This window comes from Massilia sp. MP_M2, from assembly GCF_039123635.1.
In the GTDB taxonomy this organism is placed as follows: domain Bacteria; phylum Pseudomonadota; class Gammaproteobacteria; order Burkholderiales; family Burkholderiaceae_D; genus Telluria.
The window spans coordinates 83,401-106,608 of the sequence record NZ_JBCHJF010000011.1 but is presented as its reverse complement, the minus strand read 5'-3'; the positions used below and the strand labels follow the sequence as shown (position 1 = coordinate 106,608).

Genomic DNA, 23,208 nt, shown 5'->3' with positions numbered 1-23,208 from the left:
CTACCCTGGCAGGTCATACCGACCTGTATGGTCTGTAACTGTCCGTAACCGCCTGGCCCGCAGGGTGTACAGAATTTTTTCCATATTGGTGTCATTACAACAGTGTGGGTGCAAATACATTCGCACAAATATATATAATACGACCTCGTCCCCTCGAGCCCACCATGTCCCACGACCCAGCCCCGCACGACGTACGCTCCGCCTTCAAACGCGAACTCATCTCCGCCAATCTCTGGCGCACCCGCATCGTCGTCGTCGGCACGGCTTCTATCGCCGGCCTCGTGGTCGTGGCGTTTACCTGGCTGGCCGAGTCGGCATTCGCCCAGTTCAACGAGATCGCCGCCTTCGCCTGGTGGGTGCCTCTGATCTGGACGCCGCTGCTGTGCGCCGCCATCGTCTGGGTCACCCGGCGCTTCGTGCGCGGCGCCGGTGGTTCCGGCATTCCGCAAGTGATGGCGGCGCTCGACCCGGCCCTGTCCGGTGGCCGGCGGCCCCTGCTCGTGTCCCTGAAAATCAGCTTCGCCAAGATCGGCCTGACCTCGGCCGGCCTGCTGGGCGGGCTGTCGCTGGGGCGCGAAGGCCCGTCGGTCCAGATCGCCGCCGGCGTGATGCTTGCCGCGCGCCGCTGGCTGCCGCGCGGCAGCGGCATCAGCGCCCATTCGCTGCTGGTGGCGGGCGGCGCGGCGGGTATTGCGGCCGCGTTCAACACGCCGCTGGCGGGGATCATGTTCGCCATCGAAGAACTGTCGCGCGCGCCCGAGCAGCGCAACAGCGGCCTGATTGTCGCGGCGATCGTGCTGGCCGGCCTGATCGCCGTGTCCGTCCATGGCAATGGCCCGCACTTCGGCGTCATTCATCCGGGGCCGATCGGGCTGTCGCTGCTGTGGCCCGGTTTGCTGGCCGCCGTCGTGTGCGGCTTTGCCGGCGGCCTGTTCGCCCGCGTACTGATCGCCAGCCTGCGCGGCGTCTCGCCCGATCTGCCAACCCGCTGGCGCGCCCGCTACCCGGTGCGCTTTGCACTGGGCTGTGGCTTTCTGATCGCAGTGATTGGCGTGCTCAGCGGTGGGGCGACCTACGGCAGCGGCAACGAAGCCACACGCAGCCTGTTGGAAAACGAAGCCAATGTGCCGGTGGCGTTTGCGTTCTTCAAGTTCGTCGCGACCTGGCTCACGGCGTGGTCGGGCGTGCCGGCAGGGATCTTCGCGCCGTCGCTGTCGATCGGTGCGGCCATGGGCCAGAATATCGCCTCGCTCACCGGTTACCCGCATGGCGCGGCGCTCATCGCGCTGGGCATGGTGGGCTTTTTGGCCGCCGCCACGCAGGCGCCATTGACGGCCTTCATCATCGTCATGGAAATGGTCGATGGCCACAGCATGGTGCTTAGCCTGATGGCCTGCGCAGTCGTCGCCAGCACCGTCTCGCGCGTGCTCACGCCGCCGCTGTACAGCGCGCTTGCGACGATCCAGTTGCCGCCGCGGCCCGCTCACCAGGCCAGCTCCGACGCGCCGCCCGCGCGGGCGCCATGATGCGCCGCCCGTCCCGGAGCGGGGGCGACATGTCAATTAATTACGTTATAATCCGACCAGGGTGTTCATGCCGCCAGGCATGACAGGATTTGCGCTGGTCGGGCCGCCACGCGGGCTACTACGCGACCCCACCATGCACCTGCAACCCTGCCCGGCTTTCCGGCCATCATCCGCTGTCCACGACGCGATCGGCCACTTCGGCCGAATCTCGCCATACCTCACGCCATACCTCACGCCACACCCCACTCACACGAGCGCCCCGGCATCAGCTGCGCCGCCTCATCACACACGGGGGTTGCCAGATGACGCCCAAGCACTTTTGGAGAACCACAATGCGCATTGAAAAGCGTCTATCGAACACGTTCAAGGAATTCGCCGCGTCCGGCAAGGCGGGCGGCACGATCCTGATCGTGTGCACCATCCTGTCGCTGATGGTCGCCAATTCACCCTGGGGTGCGCCCTATCTCGCGTTCTGGCAGATCAACCTTGCCGGCCTGAGCGTCGAACTGTGGATCAATGATGCGCTGATGGCCATCTTCTTTTTGTTGATTGGCCTGGAGCTGCAGCGCGAACTGAACAACGGCGAACTGTCCGACCTGCGCAATGCGCTGCTGCCCATCATTGCCGCGGCGGGCGGCGTGGCGGTGCCGGCGCTGATCCACTTTACGCTCAATGGCGGCACGCACACCCAGCCGGGCATGGGCATTCCAATGGCCACCGACATCGCGTTCGCGCTGGGCGTGCTGGCCCTGCTGGGCAGCCGGGTGCCGGCGTCGCTCAAGATTTTTCTGACCGCGCTGGCCGTCATGGATGACCTGGCCGCCATCATCGTCATTGCCGTGTTCTATACCGCAGAGCTCAAGGTCGGCTACCTGGTCGGCGCGCTGGCCATGTTCGTCGCCTTGTTCCTGATGAACCGCCGCCTACGGGTGCTGGCGCTGTGGCCCTACCTGCTGGGCGGCGCGGTGATGTGGTTCCTGATGCTCATGTCGGGCGTGCACGCCACGATTGCCGGCGTGCTGCTGGCCTTTACCATCCCGTATTCGCACACGCAGGACGATCCCTCTTCGCCGGCGCACCGGATGGAACACGTGCTGCACACGCCCGTCGCGTTCGGGATCCTGCCGATCTTCGCGCTGGCCAATACCGGCATCGTGATCGGCGCCGGCTGGGCCGGCGAACTGATGTCGTCCAACAGCCTGGGCATCATCGCCGGCCTGGTCGCCGGCAAGCCGGTTGGCATCTTCCTGTTCACCTTTGCCGCCGTGATGCTCGGCGTGTGCCGCCTGCCGCTCGATCTGGCATGGCGCCACGTGATCGGCGCCGGCCTGCTGGGCGGGATCGGCTTCACGATGTCGATCTTCATCACCAACCTCGCCTTTGTCGGTGAGGCAGAGGTCATCAACGCGTCGAAGATGGCGATTCTGGCCGCGTCGCTGGCGGCGGGCATCCTGGGCTTCGTCTGGCTCAAGCTGTTCGGCGCACCGGCCGAAGGCGACACGGATCCCGACACCATGGATTTCGATGACGGGACCCCGGACACCGGGCCATCGCGGGCGGCATGACCACCATCCTGCATCCGGCCAGGGTCGTCGTCCTGCTGTTTGCAGGGGCGATACTGGTCGGCACGCTGCTGTTGATGCTGCCGCTGGCCAGCACCAGCGGCCAGGGCGCGCCCTTGATGGTTGCCTTGTTTACCGCCACCTCGGCCGTGTGCGTCACCGGCCTGGTCGTCGTCGATACCGGCACCTACTGGTCGGGCTTCGGCCAGGCGTCGATCATGGCGCTGTTCCAGCTGGGCGGTTTCGGCATGATGACGGCCGCCACGCTGCTCGGCCTGATGGTCAACCGCTCGTCGCGCCTGCGCACGCGCCTGATCGCGCAGACCGAAACGCGCTCGCTGGGCATGGGCGACATCGCGAGCGTGGCCCGGGTCGTGCTGACCGTGTCGGTGCTGCTGCAACTCGCGATCGCCGGCATCCTGTTCGTGCGGCTGCGCGCCGGGCACGATCTGGCGTGGGCCGACGCGGCGTGGAGCGCCCTCTTCCATGCGGTCGCGGCGTTCAACAACGCGGGCTTTTCGCTGCATGCCGACAGCCTTACCCGCTATGCGAGCGACGCGCTGGTGCTGTTGCCAATCATGGTGGCCATCGTCGTCGGCGGCATTGGTTTCCCGGTGCTGCACGACCTGCGCCACCGCTTGCGCGATCCGCGCCACTGGTCGCTGCACACCAAGCTCACACTCACCGCCACGCTGATGTTGCTCGTCGGCGGCTTCGTCACGGTGCTGCTGTTCGAGTGGCACAACGGCGCCACGCTGGGCGCCCTGTCGACCCCCGACAAGCTTCTCAACAGCATGTTCATTTCGGTGTCTGCGCGCACAGCGGGCTTCAATACCGTCGACATCGGCGTGCTGACGCCCGAGACCTGGGCGCTGCATTATCTGCTGATGTTCATCGGGGGCGGCAGCGCGGGCACGGCGGGCGGTGTCAAGGTCGCCACGGTCATGATCCTGGTCTTGCTGGTGGTTGCCGAAGCGCGCGGCCAGTCCGACACCGAGGCCTTCGGCCGCCGGGTGGGGCTGGCGGCGCAGCGCCAGGCCGTGACCGTACTCGTGCTGGGCAGCGTGATCGTGGCAGCCGGTACCGTGACACTGTTGCGGCTCTCGGATTTCCCGACCGACCAGATCATTTTTGAAGTCATCTCGGCGTTCGGCAGCGCCGGCCTTTCCACCGGCATCACTGCCCAGCTGCCGGCATCGGGCCAGCTGGTGCTGGCCTTACTCATGTTCATTGGCAGGGTCGGCACGATCACCCTCGCGACCTCGCTCATCCTGGGCAAGCGGCGCATGCCCTATCGTTATCCGGAGGACCATCCAATTGTTGGGTAGAATTTTCACAGAACAGTTCGCCTTTTCGGCGGGCGACAGCGTCGTCGTGATCGGCCTGGGCCGCTTCGGGGGCGCAGTGGCGCAATCGCTGATGCGCCTGGGGCACGATGTCATGGGCATCGACCGCAGGGAAGATCTGGTGCAGCTCTGGAGCGAGCGGCTCACGCACACCGTGCAGGCCGATTCGACCAACGAGAACGTGATGCTGCAGCTGGGTGTGGCCGATTTTTCGCATGCCATCGTCGCCATCGGCTCGGACCTGGCGGCCAGCCTCATGACGCTGATGGTGCTGTCCGAACTGGGCATCAAGGATATCTGGGTCAAGGCCATGACGCCCGAGCACGGCCAGATCGCGCAGCGCATCGGCGCCCATCACGTGGTCTACCCGGAAGCCGACATGGGCGCGCGCGTGGCCCACCTGATCACCGGGCGGCTGATGGATTTCATCGAGTTCGAGGACGGCTTTGCGATCGCGAAGATCAATGCGCCGGCCGAAACGCACAACATCACGCTGGCCGAGTCGCACGTGCGCGCGCGCTTTGGCGTCACGGTGGTGGGCGTGAAACGGCTCAACGAAGACTTCCAGCATGCGCTGGGCGAGACCCGCATCCTGCCGGGCGACCTGTTGATCGTGTCGGGCCCGACCAAGAAGATCGAGCTGTTCGCCGGCGGCGACAAGAAAGGCAAGAAACGCTAGGGCCGTGCCAGGGCCCCGCGGCCGGTCGCCCTGTTACTCGAACACTTCGGCGGTGGCGAACATCGTGCCCTTCTCGTCCTTGGCCGACACCGATGGCGTCGCGCTGATCGGCCAGGTGATCGCCAGGCTCGGATCGTTCCAGACGATGCAGCGCTCGTGCTCGGGTGCGTAGTAGTCGGTCGTCTTGTAGACGAACTCGGCCGTTTCGGACAGCACGACGAAGCCGTGCGCGAAACCTTCGGGCACCCACAGCTGGGCCTTGTTCTCGGCCGAGAGGATTTCACCGACCCACTGGCCGAAGGTCGGCGACGCGCGGCGCAGGTCGACCGCCACGTCGTAGACGCTGCCGGCGACCACGCGCACCAGTTTGCCCTGCGGCTGCTTGATCTGGTAGTGCAGGCCGCGCAGCACGTTGCTGGTCGATTTCGAGTGATTGTCCTGCACGAACGATACCTTGCGGCCGACTGCTTCTTCAAAGCGGGCCTGGTGGAAGCTTTCGTAGAAAAAGCCGCGGTCGTCGCCGAACACGCGCGGTTCGATCTTCAGGACGTCTGGAATTGCCAAGCGAGTAATCTGCATCAAAATACCTTTTCATTCAAAACACGCACCAGATACTGGCCGTAGCCGTTCTTGCGCAGGGGCGCTGCCAGTTCTTCGAGCTGGGCAGCGTTGATCCAGCCCTTGCGATACGCGATTTCTTCGGGGCACGCCACTTTCAGGCCCTGGCGCTGTTCGATCGTCGCGATGAACTGGCCGGCGTCGAGCAGCGACTCGTGGGTGCCGGTGTCGAGCCAGGCGTAGCCGCGGCCCATGATCTCGACATTGAGCTTGCCGATGTCCATGTACATGCGGTTGAGGTCAGTGATCTCGAGTTCGCCCCGTGGCGACGGCTTGAGCGTGCGCGCCATCTGCGCGACGTTTTCATCATAGAAATACAGGCCCGTCACGGCATAGTTCGAGCGCGGCTTGGCCGGCTTTTCTTCCAGGCTGATGGCCTTGCCGTCATCGCTGAATTCCACCACGCCGTAGCGTTCGGGATCTTGCACGTGGTAGGCGAAGACGCTGGCGCAGTCGGTGCGGGCATCGGCGCGCTCGAGCAGCTGGTTGAAATCGTGGCCATAGAACAGGTTGTCACCCAGCACCAGTGCCGAAGGCGCGTTGCCGATGAAATCTTCACCGATGATGAAGGCCTGGGCCAGGCCGTCGGGCGAGGCTTGCACCGCGTACGACAGGTTCAGGCCCCAGCGCGCGCCATCGCCCAGCAGTTGCTGGAAGCGCGGCGTGTCTTGCGGCGTGGAGATGATCAGGATGTCGCGGATACCGCCAAGCATCAGGGTGCTCAGCGGATAGTAGATCATCGGCTTGTCGAACACGGGCAGCAGCTGTTTCGAGATCGCCAGCGTGGCCGGATGCAGGCGGGTGCCGCTGCCGCCGGCGAGGATGATGCCTTTACGTTGCATAGCGTTACTCATAGGTTTCCTTGCGCCGACAGTTCGGCAATCAATCGGTTGACGTGGTGGCGCCAGTCGGGCAGGCTCAGGCCGAAATTGGCGCTGAACTTGCTGCAGTCGAGCCGCGAATTGGCGGGCCGCACAGCCGGGGTCGGGAATGCGCTGGCGGCGATGGGCTGCACGGCGTCCGGCCCGGCCTTGAGCACGGCGCCATGGCTTTGCGCCTGCGCCAGCACGTGCTGGGCGTAGGCGTGCCAGGTGGTGCTGCCGGCGGCGGCCAGGTGGTACAGGCCCGACAACCCCTGCGCATCCACGCTAGGGGCGGCGATGCGGTGCAGCGCCAGCGCGGTGACATCGGCCAGCAGCTCGGCGCCGGTCGGCGCGCCATGCTGGTCGGCGACCACATTGAGCGTGTCGCGCTCTTTGGCCAGGCGCAGCATCGTCTTGGCGAAATTGCCGCCGCGCGGTGCAAACACCCAGCTGGTGCGCAGGATCAGGTGGCGCGCGCCGCTGGCGGCAATGCGCTGCTCGCCGTCGTATTTGGTGCGGCCGTACACCGACAGCGGATTGACGGCGTCGGTTTCGACCCAGGCGCCCACTTTCGTGCCATCAAAGACATAGTCGGTCGAGTAGTGCACGAGCCAGGCGTTGCCGGCGGCGGCTTCCTCGGCCAGCACGCCCGGCGAGACGGCATTGACATTGTGCGCCATGGCAGCGTCGCTCTCGGCCTTGTCGACCGCGGTGTAGGCGGCGGCATTGACGATGACGTCAGGCGCAAACGCGCGCACGACGGCGCGCAGCGATTCGGGATCGGTGAAATCGGCGTCGGCGCGGCCCAGCGCGCGCAGCTCGCCCAGCGGCGCGAGCGCGCGTTGCAGCTCCCAGCCGACCTGGCCATCTTTACCCAGCAGCAGGATCTTCATGCGGCAGCGTTTTCTGCCGTGTACTGGCGGTCGACCCATTCCATATAGGCGCCGCTGGTGACGTTCTCGACCCAGGCGCCGTTGGCGAGGTACCACTCGACGGTCTTGCGGATGCCCGTGTCGAACGTTTCGGCCGGGCGCCAGCCCAGTTCGCGCTCGAGCTTGCCGGCATCGATCGCGTAGCGGCGATCGTGCCCCGGGCGGTCTTTCACGAACGTCATCTGCGTTGCGTACGACGCGCCGTCCGCGCGCGGCTGCAGTTCGTCGAGGATCGCGCACAGCGTGCGCACGACGTCGATATTGGCTTTCTCGTTCCAGCCGCCGACGTTGTACGTTTCGGCCAGACGGCCGTCTTCGAGCACGCGCCGAATCGCGCTGCAGTGGTCGGTCACGTAGAGCCAGTCGCGGATCTGCTGGCCATCGCCGTAGATCGGCAGTGGCTTGCCGGCCAGCGCGTTGTGAATCACGAGCGGAATCAGTTTTTCGGGGAAGTGGTACGGGCCGTAGTTGTTCGAGCAGTTGGTGGTCAGGACCGGCAAGCCGTAGGTGTGGTGGTAGGCACGCACCAGGTGATCGGACGCGGCCTTGGTGGCCGAGTACGGGCTGTTCGGTTCGTAGCGGTGCTGCTCGGTGAAGGCCGGCGCATCGCTGCCCAGCGTGCCATACACTTCGTCGGTCGACACGTGCAGGAAGCGGAACTCGGCCTTGGCTTGCTCGTCCAGACCGTTCCAGTAAGCGCGCACGGCTTCGAGCAGGTTGAAGGTGCCGACAATATTGGTCTGGATGAAGGCGCCCGGGCCTTCGATCGAACGGTCGACATGGCTTTCGGCCGCGAAGTTCAGCACGGCCCGCACCTTGTGCTCGGCCAGCAGGCGCGCCACCAGGGCACCGTCGCCGATGTCGCCGCGCACGAAGTGATGGCGGCTGTCGCCTTCCAGCGTGGTCAGGTTTTGAAGATTGCCGGCGTAGGTCAGCTTGTCGAGGTTGACGACGGGTTCGTCATTGTGAGCGAGCCAGTCGATGACGAAGTTCGAGCCAATAAAGCCCGCTCCGCCAGTCACGAGGATAGTCATGCCTGCAGTTCCTGGTAAAGGTATCGGTGGCTGCGCGGCGCCTGAGCACTGCGCGAACCTGAGAATGATCGTGGACGAACGGCATCCGCCTTTCGTGCACTGTTGCTACTATTTTATGATGCCTAGATAGCAAAAACGTGACATGTCGGCACATTCTCCCGGCACTGTAGGTATCTTGTCAATGCCGGTTAGCCTCGTACGTTTCGTTGAGGTAATACTAACATTTGCGTGGAAAATGTGCCGCGCGTATAAGTACGCCGGGTAAAGCCAGATGCCTTCCGTCATCGTGTTTGCATGAATCGGTCAGATCGTGCGCGATCGGTCTTGCGCGGAGCGTGGGAACAACAGGATGAAACGATTGCCCATGTCGTCGCTTTCGGCCCGGGCTTCGCCACCGTGCAAATGCATGATCGAGGCGACAATGGCCAGTCCCAGCCCACCGGAATCACCGCCCTGGCTACGTGCCGGGTCACAACGATAAAATCGTTCGAACACGTGTGGGAGATGGGCGGCCGAGATGGGTGCGCCGGTATTGTGCACGGCAATGCTGACCGTACCGTCGCGCACGCAGGTCTGGATTGTTACTGTGCCTGCGGCATCGCCGTAGCGGAGCGCGTTGGCCAGCAAATTGGCGAGGGAACGCCGCACCAGCGCACGGTCGGCAACCAGTTCGCCGGCCGCGTGCACCACCACGCTGATCCCGCGTTCTTCGGCCACGCCTTCGAAATAGTCCACCAGTTGGGTGCACAACTCTGCCAGATCAATCGTCTCAAGGGTGACGCTGCTGGCCGGCTGCTCCGAACGCGCAAGGAACAGCATGCTGTCGATCATGCGCGCCAGGCGCCCGTATTCTTCCAGATTCGACGCCAGCAGTTGTTCATGGTCATCAACGCTGCGGCGCTTGCGCAGCGCGTGTTCAGTGTGGCCCATCAGGTTATGCAGAGGCGTGCGCATCTCATGGGCAAGGTCTTCGGAAAAGCGCGACAGCTGGCCGAAGCCGTCGGCCAGGCGCGTCAGCATCTGGTCGAGCGCTGCCCCCAGTTGCTGCAGTTCCTGCGCTTCTTCCAGCGGCACCGGTGTCAGCTTCACCGCCGCTTGCTGCTGCAGGCGCCGCACGTCAACGGCGGCGGCCCGCTCCGCCATGAGCCGCACAGGCCGCAGCGCGCGCTGGCTGATCAGCCAGCCCAGTACGAACGACAGCAGCGCCCCGCCGGCCAGCGCCGCCGCCAGCGTCATGCGGTAGCTGGCCAGCATGCGCTCGCGCTCGGCCAGCATGTTGGCGGCGACCACGGTGAAACGGCGGTTGCCCCGCCAGACATCGACCCAGGCCAGCCGCGCCGCCTGGCCAGTTGCGACATCGGTGAGGCGGATCGATGGCGCGGGCGGCAGGGACGGCAGCGCCAGGCCGGCCGGATTGACAGCGATCAGCAGCTGGCCACTGGCGTCGAGCATCCACAAGGCGTTGTCGCGGTTGCCCAGCATGTTGGCGTACAACTGCGGGCGCCGGCGCAACGCCTCGACACTGTCACTATCGGCAACCAGCGCGCGCATGCGGTCAATCCTTCCTGCCAGCGCGATGTCGTCGCGCCACGCCAGTTCGTTTGCCAGGGACCGGTACAGGAACACGCCGATGGCCCCCAGCAGCAGCGCGCTTGCCAGGGCGAACCACAGCGCCAGGCGCATGCTCAGCGAACGGGGCGCCAATGCAAGCCTCATGGCGCTTCGCCCAGCATGTAACCCATGCCACGTACCGTATGAATCAATTTGAGTGGATAGGGATCGTCGATTTTCACGCGCAGGCGGCGGATGGCCACATCGACGACGTTGGTGTCGCTGTCGAAGTTCATCTGCCATACGTGCGAAGCGATGACCGCACGCGAGAGAACCTCGTCGACCCGGCTGACCAGCAGGTGCAGCAGCGCGAATTCCTTGCCCGTCAGGGTAATCCGGTCGCCCTGACGGGTGACCCGGCGGCGCAGCACATCGACCTGCAGGTCGGCGACGCGAAATTCCTGCATGTCGCGCGGCGGTCCGCGCCGCAGCAGGGTGCGCACGCGCGCCAGCAGTTCGGCAAAGGAAAATGGTTTCAACAGATAGTCGTCGGCGCCCAGTTCGAGCCCGCGCACGCGGTCTTCGATGGCGTCGCGTGCCGTGAGAAACATCACCGGCGTGGCCGACCTGGCGCGCACCAGTTGCAACAACGCCCAGCCGTCCAGGCCGGGCAGCATTACGTCGAGGATCACCAGGTCGAAGTCGAACTCCTCGATCATGTATCGACCGTCAAAGCCATTGCTTGCCACTTCGACGATGTAGCCGGACTCGCGCAAGCTCTTTTGCAGGTAGTCGGCCGCCTTGCGTTCATCTTCCACGATCAGTATGCGCATTGCCTGGCTCCTTGTGCCGCCATCTTACTGCCCGCCGCGCGCCAGATGACAAAACTGTCATCTGGCCGTCATCTTGTTGTCGCCATGCGCTGCGTAGCATGCAGCCATTCGAACACCACCGGGATGATTCATGTACCACCAACTGCCTGCAGGTTTGCTGATCGTGTTGTCGCTGGCCTGCGCCCAGGCCAGCAGCGCCGCCCCGCTGACCGTACCCCACCGCACTATCTCACTCGATGGCGCCAGCCGCCTGCTCGACGCAGCGATGAGCACCTGCCATGCCGACGGCAAAGTACTGGCCGCCGCGGTGGTCGACCGCGGCGGCAACCTGGTTGCCCTGCGCCGCGACGATGGCGTCGGACCGCACAACACCATTGCTGCCCAGCGCAAGGCCTACACGGCGCTGTCCACCAGAACGGCGACCCGCCTGCTGGCCGCCAATGCCCGCGCCAGCACTGAAGCCGCCAACCTGAACACCGTCGACACGCTGCTGCTGCTCGGTGGCGGCGTGCCACTGATGGCGGACGGCGAGCTCATTGGCGCCATCGGCATTGCCGGCGCTGGCGGACCGGCCGCAGACGAAGCCTGCGCACTGGCCGCAATCGACAAGGTGTTGCGCAAGACGCCCTGATCGCTGGCGCCATTGACGTCCCACTTATGTTCACACTTAACCCCTACGGAGAACGCATGAAACGCATTCAGACCCTGCTCGTCCTTACCCTCGGCGCTGCTGCGCACTGCGCGGGTGCCGCGACCGTACCCACCGTCGCACCGTCCGCCGCCATCAACCCGCTCAGCGTCCATGTCCTCAACCTGCAGGACGGTTTGCCGTCAGCCAATGTTTCTGTGACGCTTGAGCAGCGCGTGGGCGATGGCTGGACCCTGCTCGGCGAAGGCGTCACCAACGCCCAGGGCCGCATCCCGGCCCTCTTCCCCGCTGGCGTGGCAATGGTACGCGGCACTTACCGGGTCACATTCAAGACCGGCAAGTGGTTTGCCGAGCACAAGAGCCCCACGTTCTTCCCCGAGATCCCTGTCATCTTCACGGCCGATGGCAGTGTGCCGCATTACCACGTGCCGCTGCTGCTAAGCCCTTATGGCTATTCTACTTACCGCGGTAATTGAATCCGTACAGCGGGAAAGGCTGTCAGCGGCGCGCCCCCACAGATCAGCACGCACCTGACGTCAAATCCCGCACCAGCACGGTCAAGACGTCGACCAGTGCTTTGCTTGCCGCCGTGCGATACGCCCCTTTGCGCCACGCGTAGACGACATGGCGGAACGTCATCGACGGCGTCAGCGCAAGCGCGTGCAAATCGGTATGGGCGGCAGAAATCGGGTGGGGCAGAACGGTTCCCAGCGTTCCCTGACGAACGATCTCGACCAACGCACCGATGGCATTGACTTCGACGGCGACCTGCGCCTCGATACCGTGAGACGCGCAGTACGCATCGATTTGCTGGCGGGTAGCGAATGACCTGTTGAGCAAAACCAGCGGTTCGGTAGCGAACGTCGCCAGCGGCAACGCGGCAGACCGGGCGGCGAGTCGATGACCGACGCCGGTCACGAAGCCGAGCTGTTCTTCGTACACGGGTGTGTAGTCGAGTGCACCCGGCTGCAGCGGGCTGAAGGCGATGCCGAGGTCGAGTTCGTCGTTGGCGAGCATCGCTTCAATGTCTTCTTGCGCAATTTCCAGAAAACTGACCGTGACCCCTGGATGCAGTTCATGGAACCGGGCAATCAGCGGACCGATCAGATACAGCGACAACGTTGGCGGTGCAGCACAACGCAGCACGCCACGGTGTGCGGTGCCGACATCCTGGAGCGCGCGGGCACCGGCGTGAAGATGCTGCATGCCGAGTTTGGCGTGGCCCATCCATACCTCGCCGGCATCCGTCAGGCGCACGCTTTTTCCACTTCGGTCAAACAGCTGGACACCCAGCAAGGCTTCGAGCTGCTTGATCTGCTGCGACAGCGCCGGTTGCGACACATGCAGCGCAGTGGCGGCACGGGTGAAGTTCCGATGCTCTGCAACGGCAAGAAAATAGCGGATATGACGCAACAGCACGGGAGTCCCAATGATTCGTTTTACTTATCGACATCATCGCATATGGGTCTTGGACCTTATGGTTGCAGGTTGTTATATTCGCAGCCGCAACCCGAACCATCTCCTCATTTTTTAGAAAGATTTCATCTTGTCGGCCTTTCAGCAATGGTGTCGTGACTTCGTTCCCGCCCCGATTCAACTAGCGCCTCGTGAACAATTACGCAGTAGCCTGGGCGCGCTGATCGGGATATTTTTTACAGCAGCAATTGCCTGTTTTTTTATAGGGCCAGTCGACAATCTGCCATTGCTGGCAGCGCCCTTGGGCGCGTCTGCCGTGCTGTTGTTCGGCGTACCGGCGAGCCCTCTGGCCCAGCCATGGCCGCTCATCGGTGGGAATCTGATCGGCGCAGTCACGGGCGTCAGCTGCGCTTACCTGATTGCGATGCCACTCCTGGCGGCGGCAGTTGCCGTGGCCGTCACGGTCATGCTGATGTTTTCGTTTCGCTGCGTGCATCCACCGGCTGGTGCGGTGGCGATTACAGCGGTGCTGGGAGGCAGCACGATTCATGCACTCGGCTATGCATTCGTGCTGTTCCCGATCGGTATCAATTCGGTTGCCCTGCTTGCTGGTGCCCTTGTTTATCACAGGCTCACCGGGCATCGCTATCCTCACCACGCGATTCACAAGACACCTGCGGCCAACCATGGAGCGACGGAGATGTTCACACGTGCGGACCTTGACGCAGTATTACGCAGGCGCACCGAAATACTGGATATCGATGTCGATGACCTGGAATCGGTGCTGGAAGAAGTAGCGCAGGAAAGTCAGCGACGTCGTATCAACATGTCGACTTCGTCCTGAAACGGGAGATGGTTGCGCAGTGTGCGTCGGGCATGGCAGAGGCTCAGCGGCTCAGCGGCTCAGCGACAGCAACGGCAAGAAAATCTGCGCTCAGGGCTTGCGAAACACGATCGCATGCTGGATCGGCAGCGACTTGATGCTGCGTTCCCACTTCAGTCCATGCGCCGTGGCTTCACGCCGTATCTGCGTCTCGCTCATCTTGTGCAGCGGCTTGATCGCGACTGCCGGATCCTCGGCGCGATATTCGACGAAGACGACGCGCCCGCCCGGCTTGAGGGCGCCGACGATGCTGTCGAGGACTTCCGCGGGATAGGCGAGCTCGTGATAGACATCGACCATGATTGCCAGGTCGACGCTGGCCGGTGGCAGTTTGACGGTGGTTTCGCTGCCCAGCACCGAGACCACGTTGCGCACGCCACGCTTTGCCATCTGGCTGTCGAGCATGGCGATCATTTGCGGCTGCACGTCGACGGCGTACACACGTCCGCCGGCCCCGACCTTGTTCGCCAATTGCCAGGTGTAGTAGCCGGTGCCGGCGCCGATGTCGGCCACCGTCATGCCCGGCGCCAGCGCCAGTTCCCGCAACAGCAATTCAGGCCGCTCCTCGTGTGCGCGGCTTTCGCGCTCGAGCCATTGCGCACCCTCCCATCCCATCACGCCGGAAATCTCGCGGCCCATGTAGCGCTTGCCGATGCCATCCGGGCTGGGCGCGGTACGTTCATAGCGCGTATCGGCGGTCGCTGCCTGTGCCACGGCATCGATACTGGCCGATGACAGCAGCATCAAAGCCGACAGGCAGGCCAGCAACATGGGCAGCGTACGGTCGGTGTGGCTGGTGCGGCAATTGCTCGAGCGGGTGCGGTGCATGATCGGTTTCCGTAAGAAGTCGCTGCCTGCAATCGCATCGGCAGGCTTGCCATGAATGGGAATGATCAGTGTAGCTGCGTTGGCTGTCCAACGTGCGTTCGCTACCTGACGTGCGTTGGGTGCATCAGAATTTCTTTCATCACTACAAAGGAGTTGATCGACTTAATGTGGCGACTGGCGTGGAACGAGGAACTATATGTTCGTAACAGTATCCGACTCTTTCGCCTTGGCGCCTTGTTACGATGAGTTCAAGGACCAAGTTCGGCCAGGGGCGGACAATCGCACCAAACAATAGGGTGGGTCGCAACGGCGTGGCCGATGGCTTGCCGATCGACCGCCGCGGCGAGCTCATGTACGTCACCTCGCCCGAGGACGATTCGATCAGGGTGCGCAACCTGCATCTGGTCGGCAGCACACCGCGGCTGGTGATCGGCGACCCGCGGCTGCGCTGGCCCGACACGTTTAGCCAAGGCCCGGACGGCAGCGTGTGCGTGACCACCTCGCGCATCCAGGACTCGGCGTTCCTCAAGCCGGGCGCGCCGATCGCCTTGCCGCCGTCGCTGTGGCGCCTGACGTACGGCAGGTGAGCCGCTTACAGGTCGATCTTGAGCCGTGCCACCACGCTGCGCTCGGCGCCCGGCGACACGTACAGGTTGCTCCACGACGAAGCGTAGTACCTGCGGTTGGCGAGATTGTGCACGTCAACCGACAGGCGGGTGCGGCTGTTGACTTGCCAATAGCTGACCAGCTTGAACGTGATGTAAGCGGGCAGCGCATAGGTATCGGTGGAGTTGCCCGAGCGCTCGCCCACGTAGTTCACACCGGCGCCAATGCCGTAGCGGCCGGCGCCCGGCAGGCGGTCTTCGCGGATCGCCAGCAGACCGGCGCTGTATTCCGGCACATTGGCCAAACGCGTACCTACGGCCAGCGTCTTGTCCTTCGTAACGCGCGCATCGATACCGGCGAAATTGCCCATCACGCGCCAGTGGCGGTCTACCTGGCCGTTGACGTCGGCCTCGAAGCCGGTGCTCTTGATTTCGCCGGCCGCTACCGAGTAGCCGGGAACGTCGCTGGCCGTCAGCACATTGGTCTTGGTGATGTCGTAGACGGCCAGCGTGGCGCCCAGGCGGCCATCGGCCAACTGCAGTTTCCAGCCCGCCTCGTAGGCGGTTGAGCGCTGCGGGTCGAAGGCCTGGCCGGCGATATCGGTACCGTTATTGCCGCGAAACGACTTGCCTGCCGAAACATACAGCGAACTCCATGCGTTCGGCAGGAACGTCACGCCGGCGCGCGGCGTGACGGCACTTTGTTTGCGTGCCGCGAAGGTGTTGGCCACGCGGTTGTCCAGCGACTGACTGTATTCGTCCCAGCGCAGGCCGGCCAGCAGCTTCCAGCGGTCCGACAGGCTGACCTGGTCTTGCGCGAACACGGCCTTCACGCGCTGGCGCTCGTCCGTGCTCGTGGTGCGCATCGTCAGCGGCGGAGCGGGCTGACCGTAGACCGGCACATGAATGTCGATCGGGTAGTTTGCCGAGCGCAGGATTTCCGTATTCATCCACAGGCGCGAAGCTTCCACACCGACCAGCAGGGCGTGGCCCACGCTACCCGTGTCGAATTTGCCTTCGATTTCGGCCTGCAACGCCGTGTCGCGCGAGGGCAGCGTGCGCCAGGTCGCCTGGCGGTTCAGCGTGCGGTTGTCGGCGGCCAGGGCGTTCGCTTCCGTGTATTCGCCCTCGAAACTGCTTTCCTTGTAGCTAGCGCCGATGCGCAGGCGCCAATCGTCCGCCAGACGGTGCTCGAGTGTGGCCTGGTGCGTGGTGCTGGACAGGTCCAGGTTCTCGTCACCCGGCTCATTGAGCACGCGGTCGCGCGGCAAGGTGCCGAGCACGCCGCGCACATTGATCACGCCGCGGTCCAACGGCGCATTGGTGCGAAGGAATTCCGACTCCAGGTTCAGTGTGGTGCGGCTGTCGATCACCCAGGCCAGCGCGGGCGCGACGAGGTGGCGCTTGCTGTGCAGCAGCGAAGAGCGTGGACTGCCTTCCTCGGCCATCACGTTCAGACGGTAGGCCACCGTCTCGGTGAGCGCCCCGGTGCTGTCCAGCGTGGCGCGGCGCAGGCCCCGGTCACCGAGGCTGACCTCGGCCACGTTCGCGCTGGTGAACTGCGGTTTCTTCGTCACGATATTGATCGTGCCGCCCGGTTCGCTGCCGCCATAGATAGCACTGGCCGGACCCTTGAGGAATTCGAAGCGCTGCACGGTGGCGGTATCGCGCGGCGGGTTATAGCCGCGCGAGCCTGGAAAGCCGTTGACGAGGTAACCCATGTCAGTGCTGGAAAACCCGCGGATGGCGAAGTTGTCTCAGGTGCCGCCGAAGTCGTTCAGGCGCGCAATGCCGCTGACGAAATCGACGGTGTCGGCCATGCGGGTGGCGCCCAAGTCGGCGATCTGCTGCGCGTCGATCACGCGCACCGATTGCGGCACTTCGGCCAGCGGGGTATCCGTGCGGGTGGCGCCGCGCGCACTTTGGGGATTCCAGGCGACGCCGGCGCGCTCGCCCACGACGGTGACCTGCTGCAGCGTCGTGTCGGGGGATTCATCGGTGCCGCCGGCGGCGGCGGGCAAGGCGGGGGATAGCACATACAGCAAGGCGACGCTGGCTGCAGGAAATGAGGAGTGAAACGAGGACTTCATCGAGGCTTTCCGGGCAAAGACTCGATTATGAATGATAATCATTTGCATTTGAAAAAAATGTGACTTGCGCTGCGGCCAGGCATCACCTATCGGACGACGCCATCTCACTAGCCACTGAAGCGCTGTTGAAGTTCGCTCCTGTGTCGACGATCCCGCTATCCGCCGCCGCATGGTCAAATCGGAATTTGACATAATTTCTACTAATAGATATTCTGTCTTCACCCCTTCGCATGGCTTGTTGACTTATTGCCTTACATTGCAGAACTGGATGATTGTGAAAAAGAAGAACGTGCTCGAATTGTTGCTGTCAATTACCCTGTGCTCATGTGCCGGAGTCGTATCTGCCGCAGCGGCCGGCGCGCCATCGACGCACTTGCAGTTGATGGAACGCACTGCGACCACTTTGCGCAACACGACTGGCGCCAGTGCAGTCTCCGTCGGTGTGGTTTTCAATGGCAAAACATACTCGCACCATGACGCGAAGCACAATGCGCACAGCGGTGTGCAAGCAAGCGACGCTACCCTATTCGAAATCGGATCCGTCAGCAAAGTGTTCGCGGGTACCTTGGTCGCCCAGGCGGTAGTGGATGGCAAGTTGACGCTCGATGATGATGTGCGCATGCATCTAAGTGGTGCCTATTCAAATTTACAGTTTGACGGCCAGCCAATCCGGATCAGGCATTTGCTGACCCACAAGACTGGCATCGATGTCCCTTTTCCTGACACTAGGGAAATTCGCCTAAAGTTTCCTGCGCATGATTTCATCGCCCAGAAGAATGTGCTGGATGCGCGCTACACAAAAGACGATTTTTTCAAGGAGCTTGCTGCGGCCAACCCGACGGCTTTACCAGGCACACGCTTTAAATACGGCGCTTTGGGGCCGGAACTGTGCGCGGTGATCCTGGAAAAAGTTTATGGCAAGGGCTATGACACTCTTTTGCGAGAATTCGTGCTTGGCCCAGCGGGAATGGCCGCAACACGCCTTCGTCTGGGGCCAACACAACGGCTGGCGACCGGTTTCAACGCCAAGGGCCGCGAAATGGACCCGCTGTCTAGCAATTTGTGGGGTGCATCGAAGTTCCTCAAATCTACGATGGGCGATATGCTTTCCTTTGCCACATATGAACTAGCCAGCCGCAATCCGGCCGTGTTGGAGTCACGACGCCTGATCGATCCGGATGGAAAAATGGCATACTTTTGGGAGGTGGAAAAGGACCGTGCCGGCGGATGGAATTATGTGAAGGATGGTGGCTCGAACGGTACGTCGAGTATCATCAAAATCCTGCCGGCGCGGGGCCTTGGCATCGTTATAGTCGTGAACCAGAGCGACGTAAGCACGGGTACGGAGATCGGTGCTGCACTCGATGCACTGGAAAACGAGTTGCTGGCTGTACCCACTAGTGACAATGGCGCAAAAATAATATCCACCATACCTTAGAAGTAACATGATCGAACGCAGCCCCGAGCAGAGCGCACTACTGGAACAAATGGAACAGATCGCGATCGGCCTCGGCAAGGCACTTGCGCCGTTTTGCGAAGTGGTCGTTCATGATTTACTGGACCCATCAAGCGCGATCGTGTCGATCCAAAATAACTTATCTGGTCGCTCGGTGGGCCAGGAAGTGACCGAACTGGGGCTGTCACGCATTGCTGATCCTGACTTTCCTCAGGTGCTTGCCAACTATACCAACCAGTTTGCGGATGGACGCCAGGTGAAGAGTACTTCCATTGGCATCAAGGACTCAGGGGGGCGGTATGTCGCCGCCTTATGCCTGAATATTGACTTGACCCCATTTCACAGCATGCAGAACGTGATGCGCCAATTTGTGCGGATAGAAGACCAAGCGGGAGTGGCCGAGTCGCTAGCACCATCGGGTTCGGACGCGATTCGACTGCACATCGACCAGTTTGCCGCCAGTTGCGCTACCACACCACGCGCTCTGAAAGCAGAGGAAAGGCGACGGCTGATGCGCGAGTTGAAGAGCCTCGGTTTACTGGAGGTAAGGCGAGCGATGGAAACGGTGGCGCAGCATCTCGGCGTGTCGCGTGCCACTGTATACAAAGATGCGCCTTAGGCGAGCCGCCATGGCATGTAAGCAAACGATCGCAAACTTCGTCGTTGAAAGCGACTAGCGCGCAACGCTTTGCCGATGCGTTATGGCAGACACAGTTTGCAAGAACAGCAGGCAGGCCTGTCTCATAGGACAGCTTGCGGCAGACTTCATTCTTCGTCCGCAGCAAGACGTGCACACGCCTGCGCGTACGCCTATGCAGCGGCCGTGAGGTCGCCTTGCTGGGCCGAGGCAGCAGGCGCCGCGCGCAGCAGCACTTCGATGGCGTCCGGCGCCACCGGCCGGCTGTAGCAGAAGCCCTGCATCTGGTCGCAACCGTGGGCGAGCAAAAAGGCGAGCTGGGCGGGCGTTTCGACGCCTTCGGCAATCACGTTGAGCTTCATTGAATGGGCCAGGCCGATCACGGCGTCGACAATGGCGGCGTCGTCGGCATCGTCGGTCAGGTCGCTGACAAACGAGCGATCGATCTTGAGGCTGTGGATCGGGAAGCGCTTCAGGCTGGCCAGGCTCGAGTAGCCGGTGCCGAAGTCGTCGATCGCCAGTTGCACGCCCATCGCCGCCAGGCGCGCCATCGTGGCGGTGGCCGCCACCGGGTTCTGCATCAGCACGCTCTCGGTGATTTCCAGCGTCAGCACGCGCGGGTCGCACCCGGTTTTCTCGAGCAGCGCAGCGACGCGCTGGGCCACGTCCTGGCCCAGGAACTGGCGCGCCGACAGGTTCACGCTCACGCGCACCGGCGGCAGGCCGCCCTGCTGCCAGGCCACTTGCTGGGCCATTGCGGTTTCCAGCACCCACTCGCCGATCGGCACGATCAGGCCGGTTTCTTCGGCCAGCGGGATGAAGTCGGCCGGCGACACCATCGGCTTGCCCAGCGGCTGCCAGCGCAGCAGCGCTTCGACGCCGCCCAGGTGGCCGGTGGCGATGTCGACCACGGGCTGGTAGTGCAGCACGAATTCGTGGCGTTGCAGCGCGCGTTGCAGGTCGCTTTCCATGCGCAGGTGCAGCGCGGTCTGCGCGCCCATGTCGGCCATGTAGAAACTGAAGCCGTTGCCGCCCTCCCCCTTCGAGCCATACATGGCGCTGTCGGCGCACTTGAGCAGCGTGGCGCTGTCGGTGCCATCGCGCGGGTACATCGCGATGCCGATCGAGCCGGTCGGGAACACCTCTTGTCCGCACAGCAGCAGCGGCTGGAACAGGTTGTCGAGCAGCTTGCGGGCCACGCGTGCGGCGTCGGTCTCCCCGTTCATTTCGGGCAGCACGACGACGAATTCGTCGCCACCCTGGCGCGCCACGGTATCGCTCTCGCGCAGCGAACCGGACAAGCGGCGGGCGATCTCGACGATCAGCTGGTCGCCCGCGTCGTGCCCGAGCGTGTCGTTGACGTGCTTGAAACGGTCCAGGTCGATGAACATCACCGCCACCTGCGTGCCAGCGCGGTGCGCATGGGCAATCGCCCGCTCGAGCCGGTCTTGCAGCAGCACGCGGTTCGGCAGGCCGGTCAGGGCGTCGTGGTTGATCACGCGCAGCAGCGCTTCTTCGGCGCCCTTGCGGCGCGAGATGTCTTCGACGACCGCGATGAAACGCTGGTTGCCGTAGGCGTCGCGCATCGTCGAGACGCTGACATTGACCCAGATCGGCGTGCCGTCGCGCCGCAGCAGGCGCCGTTCGCGCTGGTAGTCGCTGATCTCGCCGTCGCGCAGGCGCTTGACCAGCGTCAGCTCGTCCGGCAAATCGTCCGCGTGCGTCAGTTGCTGGAAGAAGCGCTGCAGCAATTCGATTTCGCTGTAGCCCAGGATCTGCGCCATCTTGCCGTTCACGCGCAGCAGGCGCCCGTCCGGGCCCAGCAGCACGATGCCCACGGCCGCCTGGCTGAAAGTCAGGCGGAAGAATTCCTCGCTCTCCTGCAGGCGCAGGCGCGCCTTGCGGCGAAACGTGATGTCCTGGCCAATGAGCAGCAGCATGTGGCCGCCCGCCTGCTCGGTGCGGCGGATATTGAATTCGAGATGGCGCACGCCATCAGGGTGGCCATCGAGCGAGACGAGGATGTGGTCTTGCGGCATGCCGGTGACGAGTGCGTCGTTGACCCGCGCGGCCAGGCCGGCGTCGGGTAGCCAGCGCGCCAGTGGATGGCCGGTGCTGGCCGATTCTTCCGGCGCGTCGATCAGCTCGGCCATCATGCGGTTCATCGAGCGCACGCGGCGCTCAGCGTCGATGACCAGCAATCCTGCCGGCATGCCGTCGATCACTTGCTCGAGGTAGTTACGGTTCTGGCCGAGCAGCGCGTGGGCGTCCCGCAGCGCATGCGCCTCGCTGGTGGCCTGAATGAGTTGGGCGGCTGTGGCGTGCAGGTCGGTCGCCGCAACTGGGTGCGGTGCGGAAGTCTCGGTCGTCTGGATCATCATGGAAAGCACCTGTGGCTATCCAACGTAATTGAGTGTTATTTTTTGTTGGATACGATTGTTGCATGATAGCAAACCACGCTCGGTCCGGCGACTGTTGTCGATCCTCTGTTGTTATTTTGCGTGAGATTTCTGCGTAGCCAATGAGGTGATTCAAGCTGGACAATGACTGCCGCTGCAGCCGCGCAATGTGGGCAGAGAAAATAAGGTGAGAGTAATCCGGTCCAACCCAACCGGAGTCCACCATGCATTCAGGTTTTCTGCTGTCGCGCGCCGCTGGCGTGCTCGCCATCTTGTGCAGTGCCAGCGCGGCGCATGCCCAGGTCATCGTCACGCTGAACCCGGCGCAGCCAGCGGTTGGCCGCGGCGACAACGTCGTGGTCAGCGTCACGCTGACCAATACCTCGCGCACGGTCCAGCACCTGCTGCGCTGGCGCATGCCGCAGCAGGGCCTCGAGGCGCCGCTGTTCGACGTGCAGCGCGACGGCCAGCCGGTGCGCTACCTGGGCCGCCGCATCAAGCGCGCCGCGCCGGCGCCAGCCGATTACCTGCAACTGGCCCCGGGCGCGGCGCTCACGCACACGATCGAGCTCTCGCGGTTCTACGAAATGAGCATTACCGGCAACTACACGATCCGCTATCGCAGTCCCGCGATGCCGGCGCCGGGCACAGCCGCCAAAGCGGTGGTGGGCGAGCTCGCGTCCAACCCTGTCACGATCTGGATCGACGGCCGCCTGCCGCGCGGCAGCAGGACGGCGATCCTGCCGGATGCAGCGGCCCCTGGCCTGGGCTTTGCCAATTGCACCAATGCGCAGCAGGGCCAGCTGGTGAGCGCGATGGACGCCGGGCGCGCAATGGCGGCCGACAGCCAGGCCTATCTGAGCGCGGGCAAGCCCTACGGCGCGCGGTATGCGATGTGGTTCGGGGCGCAGGATGCCGCGCGCGGCGCGAAGGTCACGGCCAATATGACGGCCATCAACGAGGCATTCGAGAACAAGCCGGTCAGGATCGACTGCGATTGCGACGAGCCGTATTTTGCCTACGTGTATCCGACGCGGCCATACACGGTCTGGGTCTGCAAGGCGTTCTGGGCCGCAGCGACGAGCGGGACCGATTCGCGCGGCGGCACGCTGTTGCACGAGCTGAGCCACTTCGACGTGGTGGCGGCAACCGACGATCACGTGTACGGCCAGAGCGCCGCAGCCGAACTGGCGCGCAGCGCGCCGCAGCGGGCGATCAACAACGCCGATTCGCACGAGTATTTTGGCGAGAACACGCCGGCGCAGGCGAGCCGGTCGCAGGCTGCCGGGGAGTGATCAACC

Annotated in this window: 22 protein-coding genes; 11 read left to right on the top strand and 11 right to left on the bottom strand. The window is 63.6% G+C overall.

The window, feature by feature from the left end:
* The first annotated feature begins 164 nt into the window (after window positions 1-164).
* The 4 genes from RCH14_RS20635 (at window position 165) to RCH14_RS20620 (ending at window position 5,113) form a co-directional block, all read left to right on the top strand.
* Window positions 165-1,526: a chloride channel protein gene (locus RCH14_RS20635; RefSeq protein WP_343027967.1), complete on the top strand. Its 1,362-nt coding sequence runs from the start codon at window positions 165-167 to the stop codon at window positions 1,524-1,526.
* Between the two features lie 332 nt (window positions 1,527-1,858).
* Entirely contained in the window at window positions 1,859-3,091 is a 1,233-nt protein-coding gene (nhaA, locus tag RCH14_RS20630) for a Na+/H+ antiporter NhaA (protein WP_343027966.1), read from the top strand.
* Window positions 3,088-4,416 (top strand): potassium transporter TrkG, encoded by a 1,329-nt coding sequence (locus RCH14_RS20625; RefSeq protein ID WP_343027965.1) that lies wholly within the window; start codon window positions 3,088-3,090, stop codon window positions 4,414-4,416. The genes nhaA and RCH14_RS20625 overlap by 4 nt, the downstream gene beginning before the upstream one ends.
* Window positions 4,406-5,113 carry a TrkA family potassium uptake protein gene (locus tag RCH14_RS20620; RefSeq protein WP_343027964.1) on the top strand — a complete coding sequence of 236 codons (708 nt, stop codon included), beginning with the start codon at window positions 4,406-4,408 and terminating at the stop codon, window positions 5,111-5,113. Before RCH14_RS20625 ends, RCH14_RS20620 begins: the two co-directional genes overlap by 11 nt.
* Before the next feature lie 33 nt (window positions 5,114-5,146).
* Here the strand turns inward: RCH14_RS20620 and rfbC are convergent, their stop codons facing one another.
* From rfbC to RCH14_RS20590, 6 genes are all read right to left on the bottom strand, one after another.
* Window positions 5,147-5,692: a dTDP-4-dehydrorhamnose 3,5-epimerase gene (gene rfbC, locus RCH14_RS20615; protein ID WP_183555750.1), complete on the bottom strand. Its 546-nt coding sequence runs from the start codon at window positions 5,690-5,692 to the stop codon at window positions 5,147-5,149.
* Complete coding sequence (gene rfbA, locus RCH14_RS20610) at window positions 5,692-6,573, bottom strand: glucose-1-phosphate thymidylyltransferase RfbA (protein ID WP_343027963.1); 882 nt, start codon at window positions 6,571-6,573, stop codon at window positions 5,692-5,694. Before rfbA ends, rfbC begins: the two co-directional genes overlap by 1 nt.
* A gap of 8 nt (window positions 6,574-6,581) precedes the next feature.
* Complete coding sequence (gene rfbD, locus RCH14_RS20605) at window positions 6,582-7,487, bottom strand: dTDP-4-dehydrorhamnose reductase (RefSeq protein ID WP_343027962.1); 906 nt, start codon at window positions 7,485-7,487, stop codon at window positions 6,582-6,584.
* Window positions 7,484-8,560 (bottom strand): dTDP-glucose 4,6-dehydratase, encoded by a 1,077-nt coding sequence (rfbB, locus tag RCH14_RS20600; protein WP_343027961.1) that lies wholly within the window; start codon window positions 8,558-8,560, stop codon window positions 7,484-7,486. Before rfbB ends, rfbD begins: the two co-directional genes overlap by 4 nt.
* Before the next feature lie 303 nt (window positions 8,561-8,863).
* Window positions 8,864-10,276 carry a heavy metal sensor histidine kinase gene (locus RCH14_RS20595; protein WP_343027960.1) on the bottom strand — a complete coding sequence of 471 codons (1,413 nt, stop codon included), beginning with the start codon at window positions 10,274-10,276 and terminating at the stop codon, window positions 8,864-8,866.
* Complete coding sequence (locus RCH14_RS20590; protein WP_343027959.1) at window positions 10,273-10,944, bottom strand: heavy metal response regulator transcription factor; 672 nt, start codon at window positions 10,942-10,944, stop codon at window positions 10,273-10,275. Before RCH14_RS20590 ends, RCH14_RS20595 begins: the two co-directional genes overlap by 4 nt.
* Before the next feature lie 130 nt (window positions 10,945-11,074).
* Between RCH14_RS20590 and RCH14_RS20585 the strand changes: the two genes are divergently transcribed.
* Window positions 11,075-11,575: a heme-binding protein gene (locus RCH14_RS20585; protein WP_343027958.1), complete on the top strand. Its 501-nt coding sequence runs from the start codon at window positions 11,075-11,077 to the stop codon at window positions 11,573-11,575.
* A gap of 56 nt (window positions 11,576-11,631) precedes the next feature.
* Complete coding sequence (gene uraH / locus RCH14_RS20580; protein ID WP_343027957.1) at window positions 11,632-12,069, top strand: hydroxyisourate hydrolase; 438 nt, start codon at window positions 11,632-11,634, stop codon at window positions 12,067-12,069.
* Between the two features lie 43 nt (window positions 12,070-12,112).
* On the opposite strand, the gene cynR is transcribed toward uraH, so the two are convergent.
* The gene (gene cynR / locus RCH14_RS20575; RefSeq protein WP_343027956.1) at window positions 12,113-13,012 is read right to left on the bottom strand and encodes a transcriptional regulator CynR; all 900 of its coding nucleotides are present in this window, start codon (window positions 13,010-13,012) and stop codon (window positions 12,113-12,115) included.
* Between the two features lie 127 nt (window positions 13,013-13,139).
* On the opposite strand from cynR, the gene RCH14_RS20570 reads away from it, so the two are divergent.
* On the top strand, window positions 13,140-13,853 hold the full coding sequence (locus RCH14_RS20570) for an HPP family protein (RefSeq protein WP_343027955.1): 714 nt from the start codon (window positions 13,140-13,142) through the stop codon (window positions 13,851-13,853).
* Between the two features lie 90 nt (window positions 13,854-13,943).
* Here the strand turns inward: RCH14_RS20570 and RCH14_RS20565 are convergent, their stop codons facing one another.
* Complete coding sequence (locus RCH14_RS20565; RefSeq protein WP_343027954.1) at window positions 13,944-14,720, bottom strand: methyltransferase domain-containing protein; 777 nt, start codon at window positions 14,718-14,720, stop codon at window positions 13,944-13,946.
* A gap of 242 nt (window positions 14,721-14,962) precedes the next feature.
* Here RCH14_RS20565 and RCH14_RS20560 point away from each other — a divergent pair, with 242 nt between their 5' ends.
* Window positions 14,963-15,307: a hypothetical protein gene (locus RCH14_RS20560; RefSeq protein ID WP_343027953.1), complete on the top strand. Its 345-nt coding sequence runs from the start codon at window positions 14,963-14,965 to the stop codon at window positions 15,305-15,307.
* Window positions 15,308-15,312: 5 nt separating this feature from the next.
* Here RCH14_RS20560 and RCH14_RS20555 read toward each other — a convergent pair whose 3' ends face one another.
* Complete coding sequence (locus RCH14_RS20555) at window positions 15,313-17,070, bottom strand: TonB-dependent siderophore receptor (RefSeq protein WP_343028058.1); 1,758 nt, start codon at window positions 17,068-17,070, stop codon at window positions 15,313-15,315.
* Between the two features lie 12 nt (window positions 17,071-17,082).
* Window positions 17,083-17,415, bottom strand: coding sequence for a hypothetical protein (locus tag RCH14_RS20550; protein ID WP_343027952.1), 333 nt, complete (start codon window positions 17,413-17,415; stop codon window positions 17,083-17,085).
* Between the two features lie 268 nt (window positions 17,416-17,683).
* Between RCH14_RS20550 and RCH14_RS20545 the strand changes: the two genes are divergently transcribed.
* On the top strand, window positions 17,684-18,853 hold the full coding sequence (locus RCH14_RS20545; RefSeq protein WP_343027951.1) for a serine hydrolase domain-containing protein: 1,170 nt from the start codon (window positions 17,684-17,686) through the stop codon (window positions 18,851-18,853).
* Window positions 18,854-18,860: 7 nt separating this feature from the next.
* Complete coding sequence (locus tag RCH14_RS20540; protein ID WP_343027950.1) at window positions 18,861-19,490, top strand: PAS domain-containing protein; 630 nt, start codon at window positions 18,861-18,863, stop codon at window positions 19,488-19,490.
* A gap of 191 nt (window positions 19,491-19,681) precedes the next feature.
* Here RCH14_RS20540 and RCH14_RS20535 read toward each other — a convergent pair whose 3' ends face one another.
* Window positions 19,682-21,889: an EAL domain-containing protein gene (locus RCH14_RS20535; protein WP_343027949.1), complete on the bottom strand. Its 2,208-nt coding sequence runs from the start codon at window positions 21,887-21,889 to the stop codon at window positions 19,682-19,684.
* A gap of 242 nt (window positions 21,890-22,131) precedes the next feature.
* Here RCH14_RS20535 and RCH14_RS20530 point away from each other — a divergent pair, with 242 nt between their 5' ends.
* Window positions 22,132-23,202, top strand: coding sequence for a M35 family metallo-endopeptidase (locus RCH14_RS20530; RefSeq protein WP_343027948.1), 1,071 nt, complete (start codon window positions 22,132-22,134; stop codon window positions 23,200-23,202).
* Window positions 23,203-23,208 lie beyond the last annotated feature (6 nt).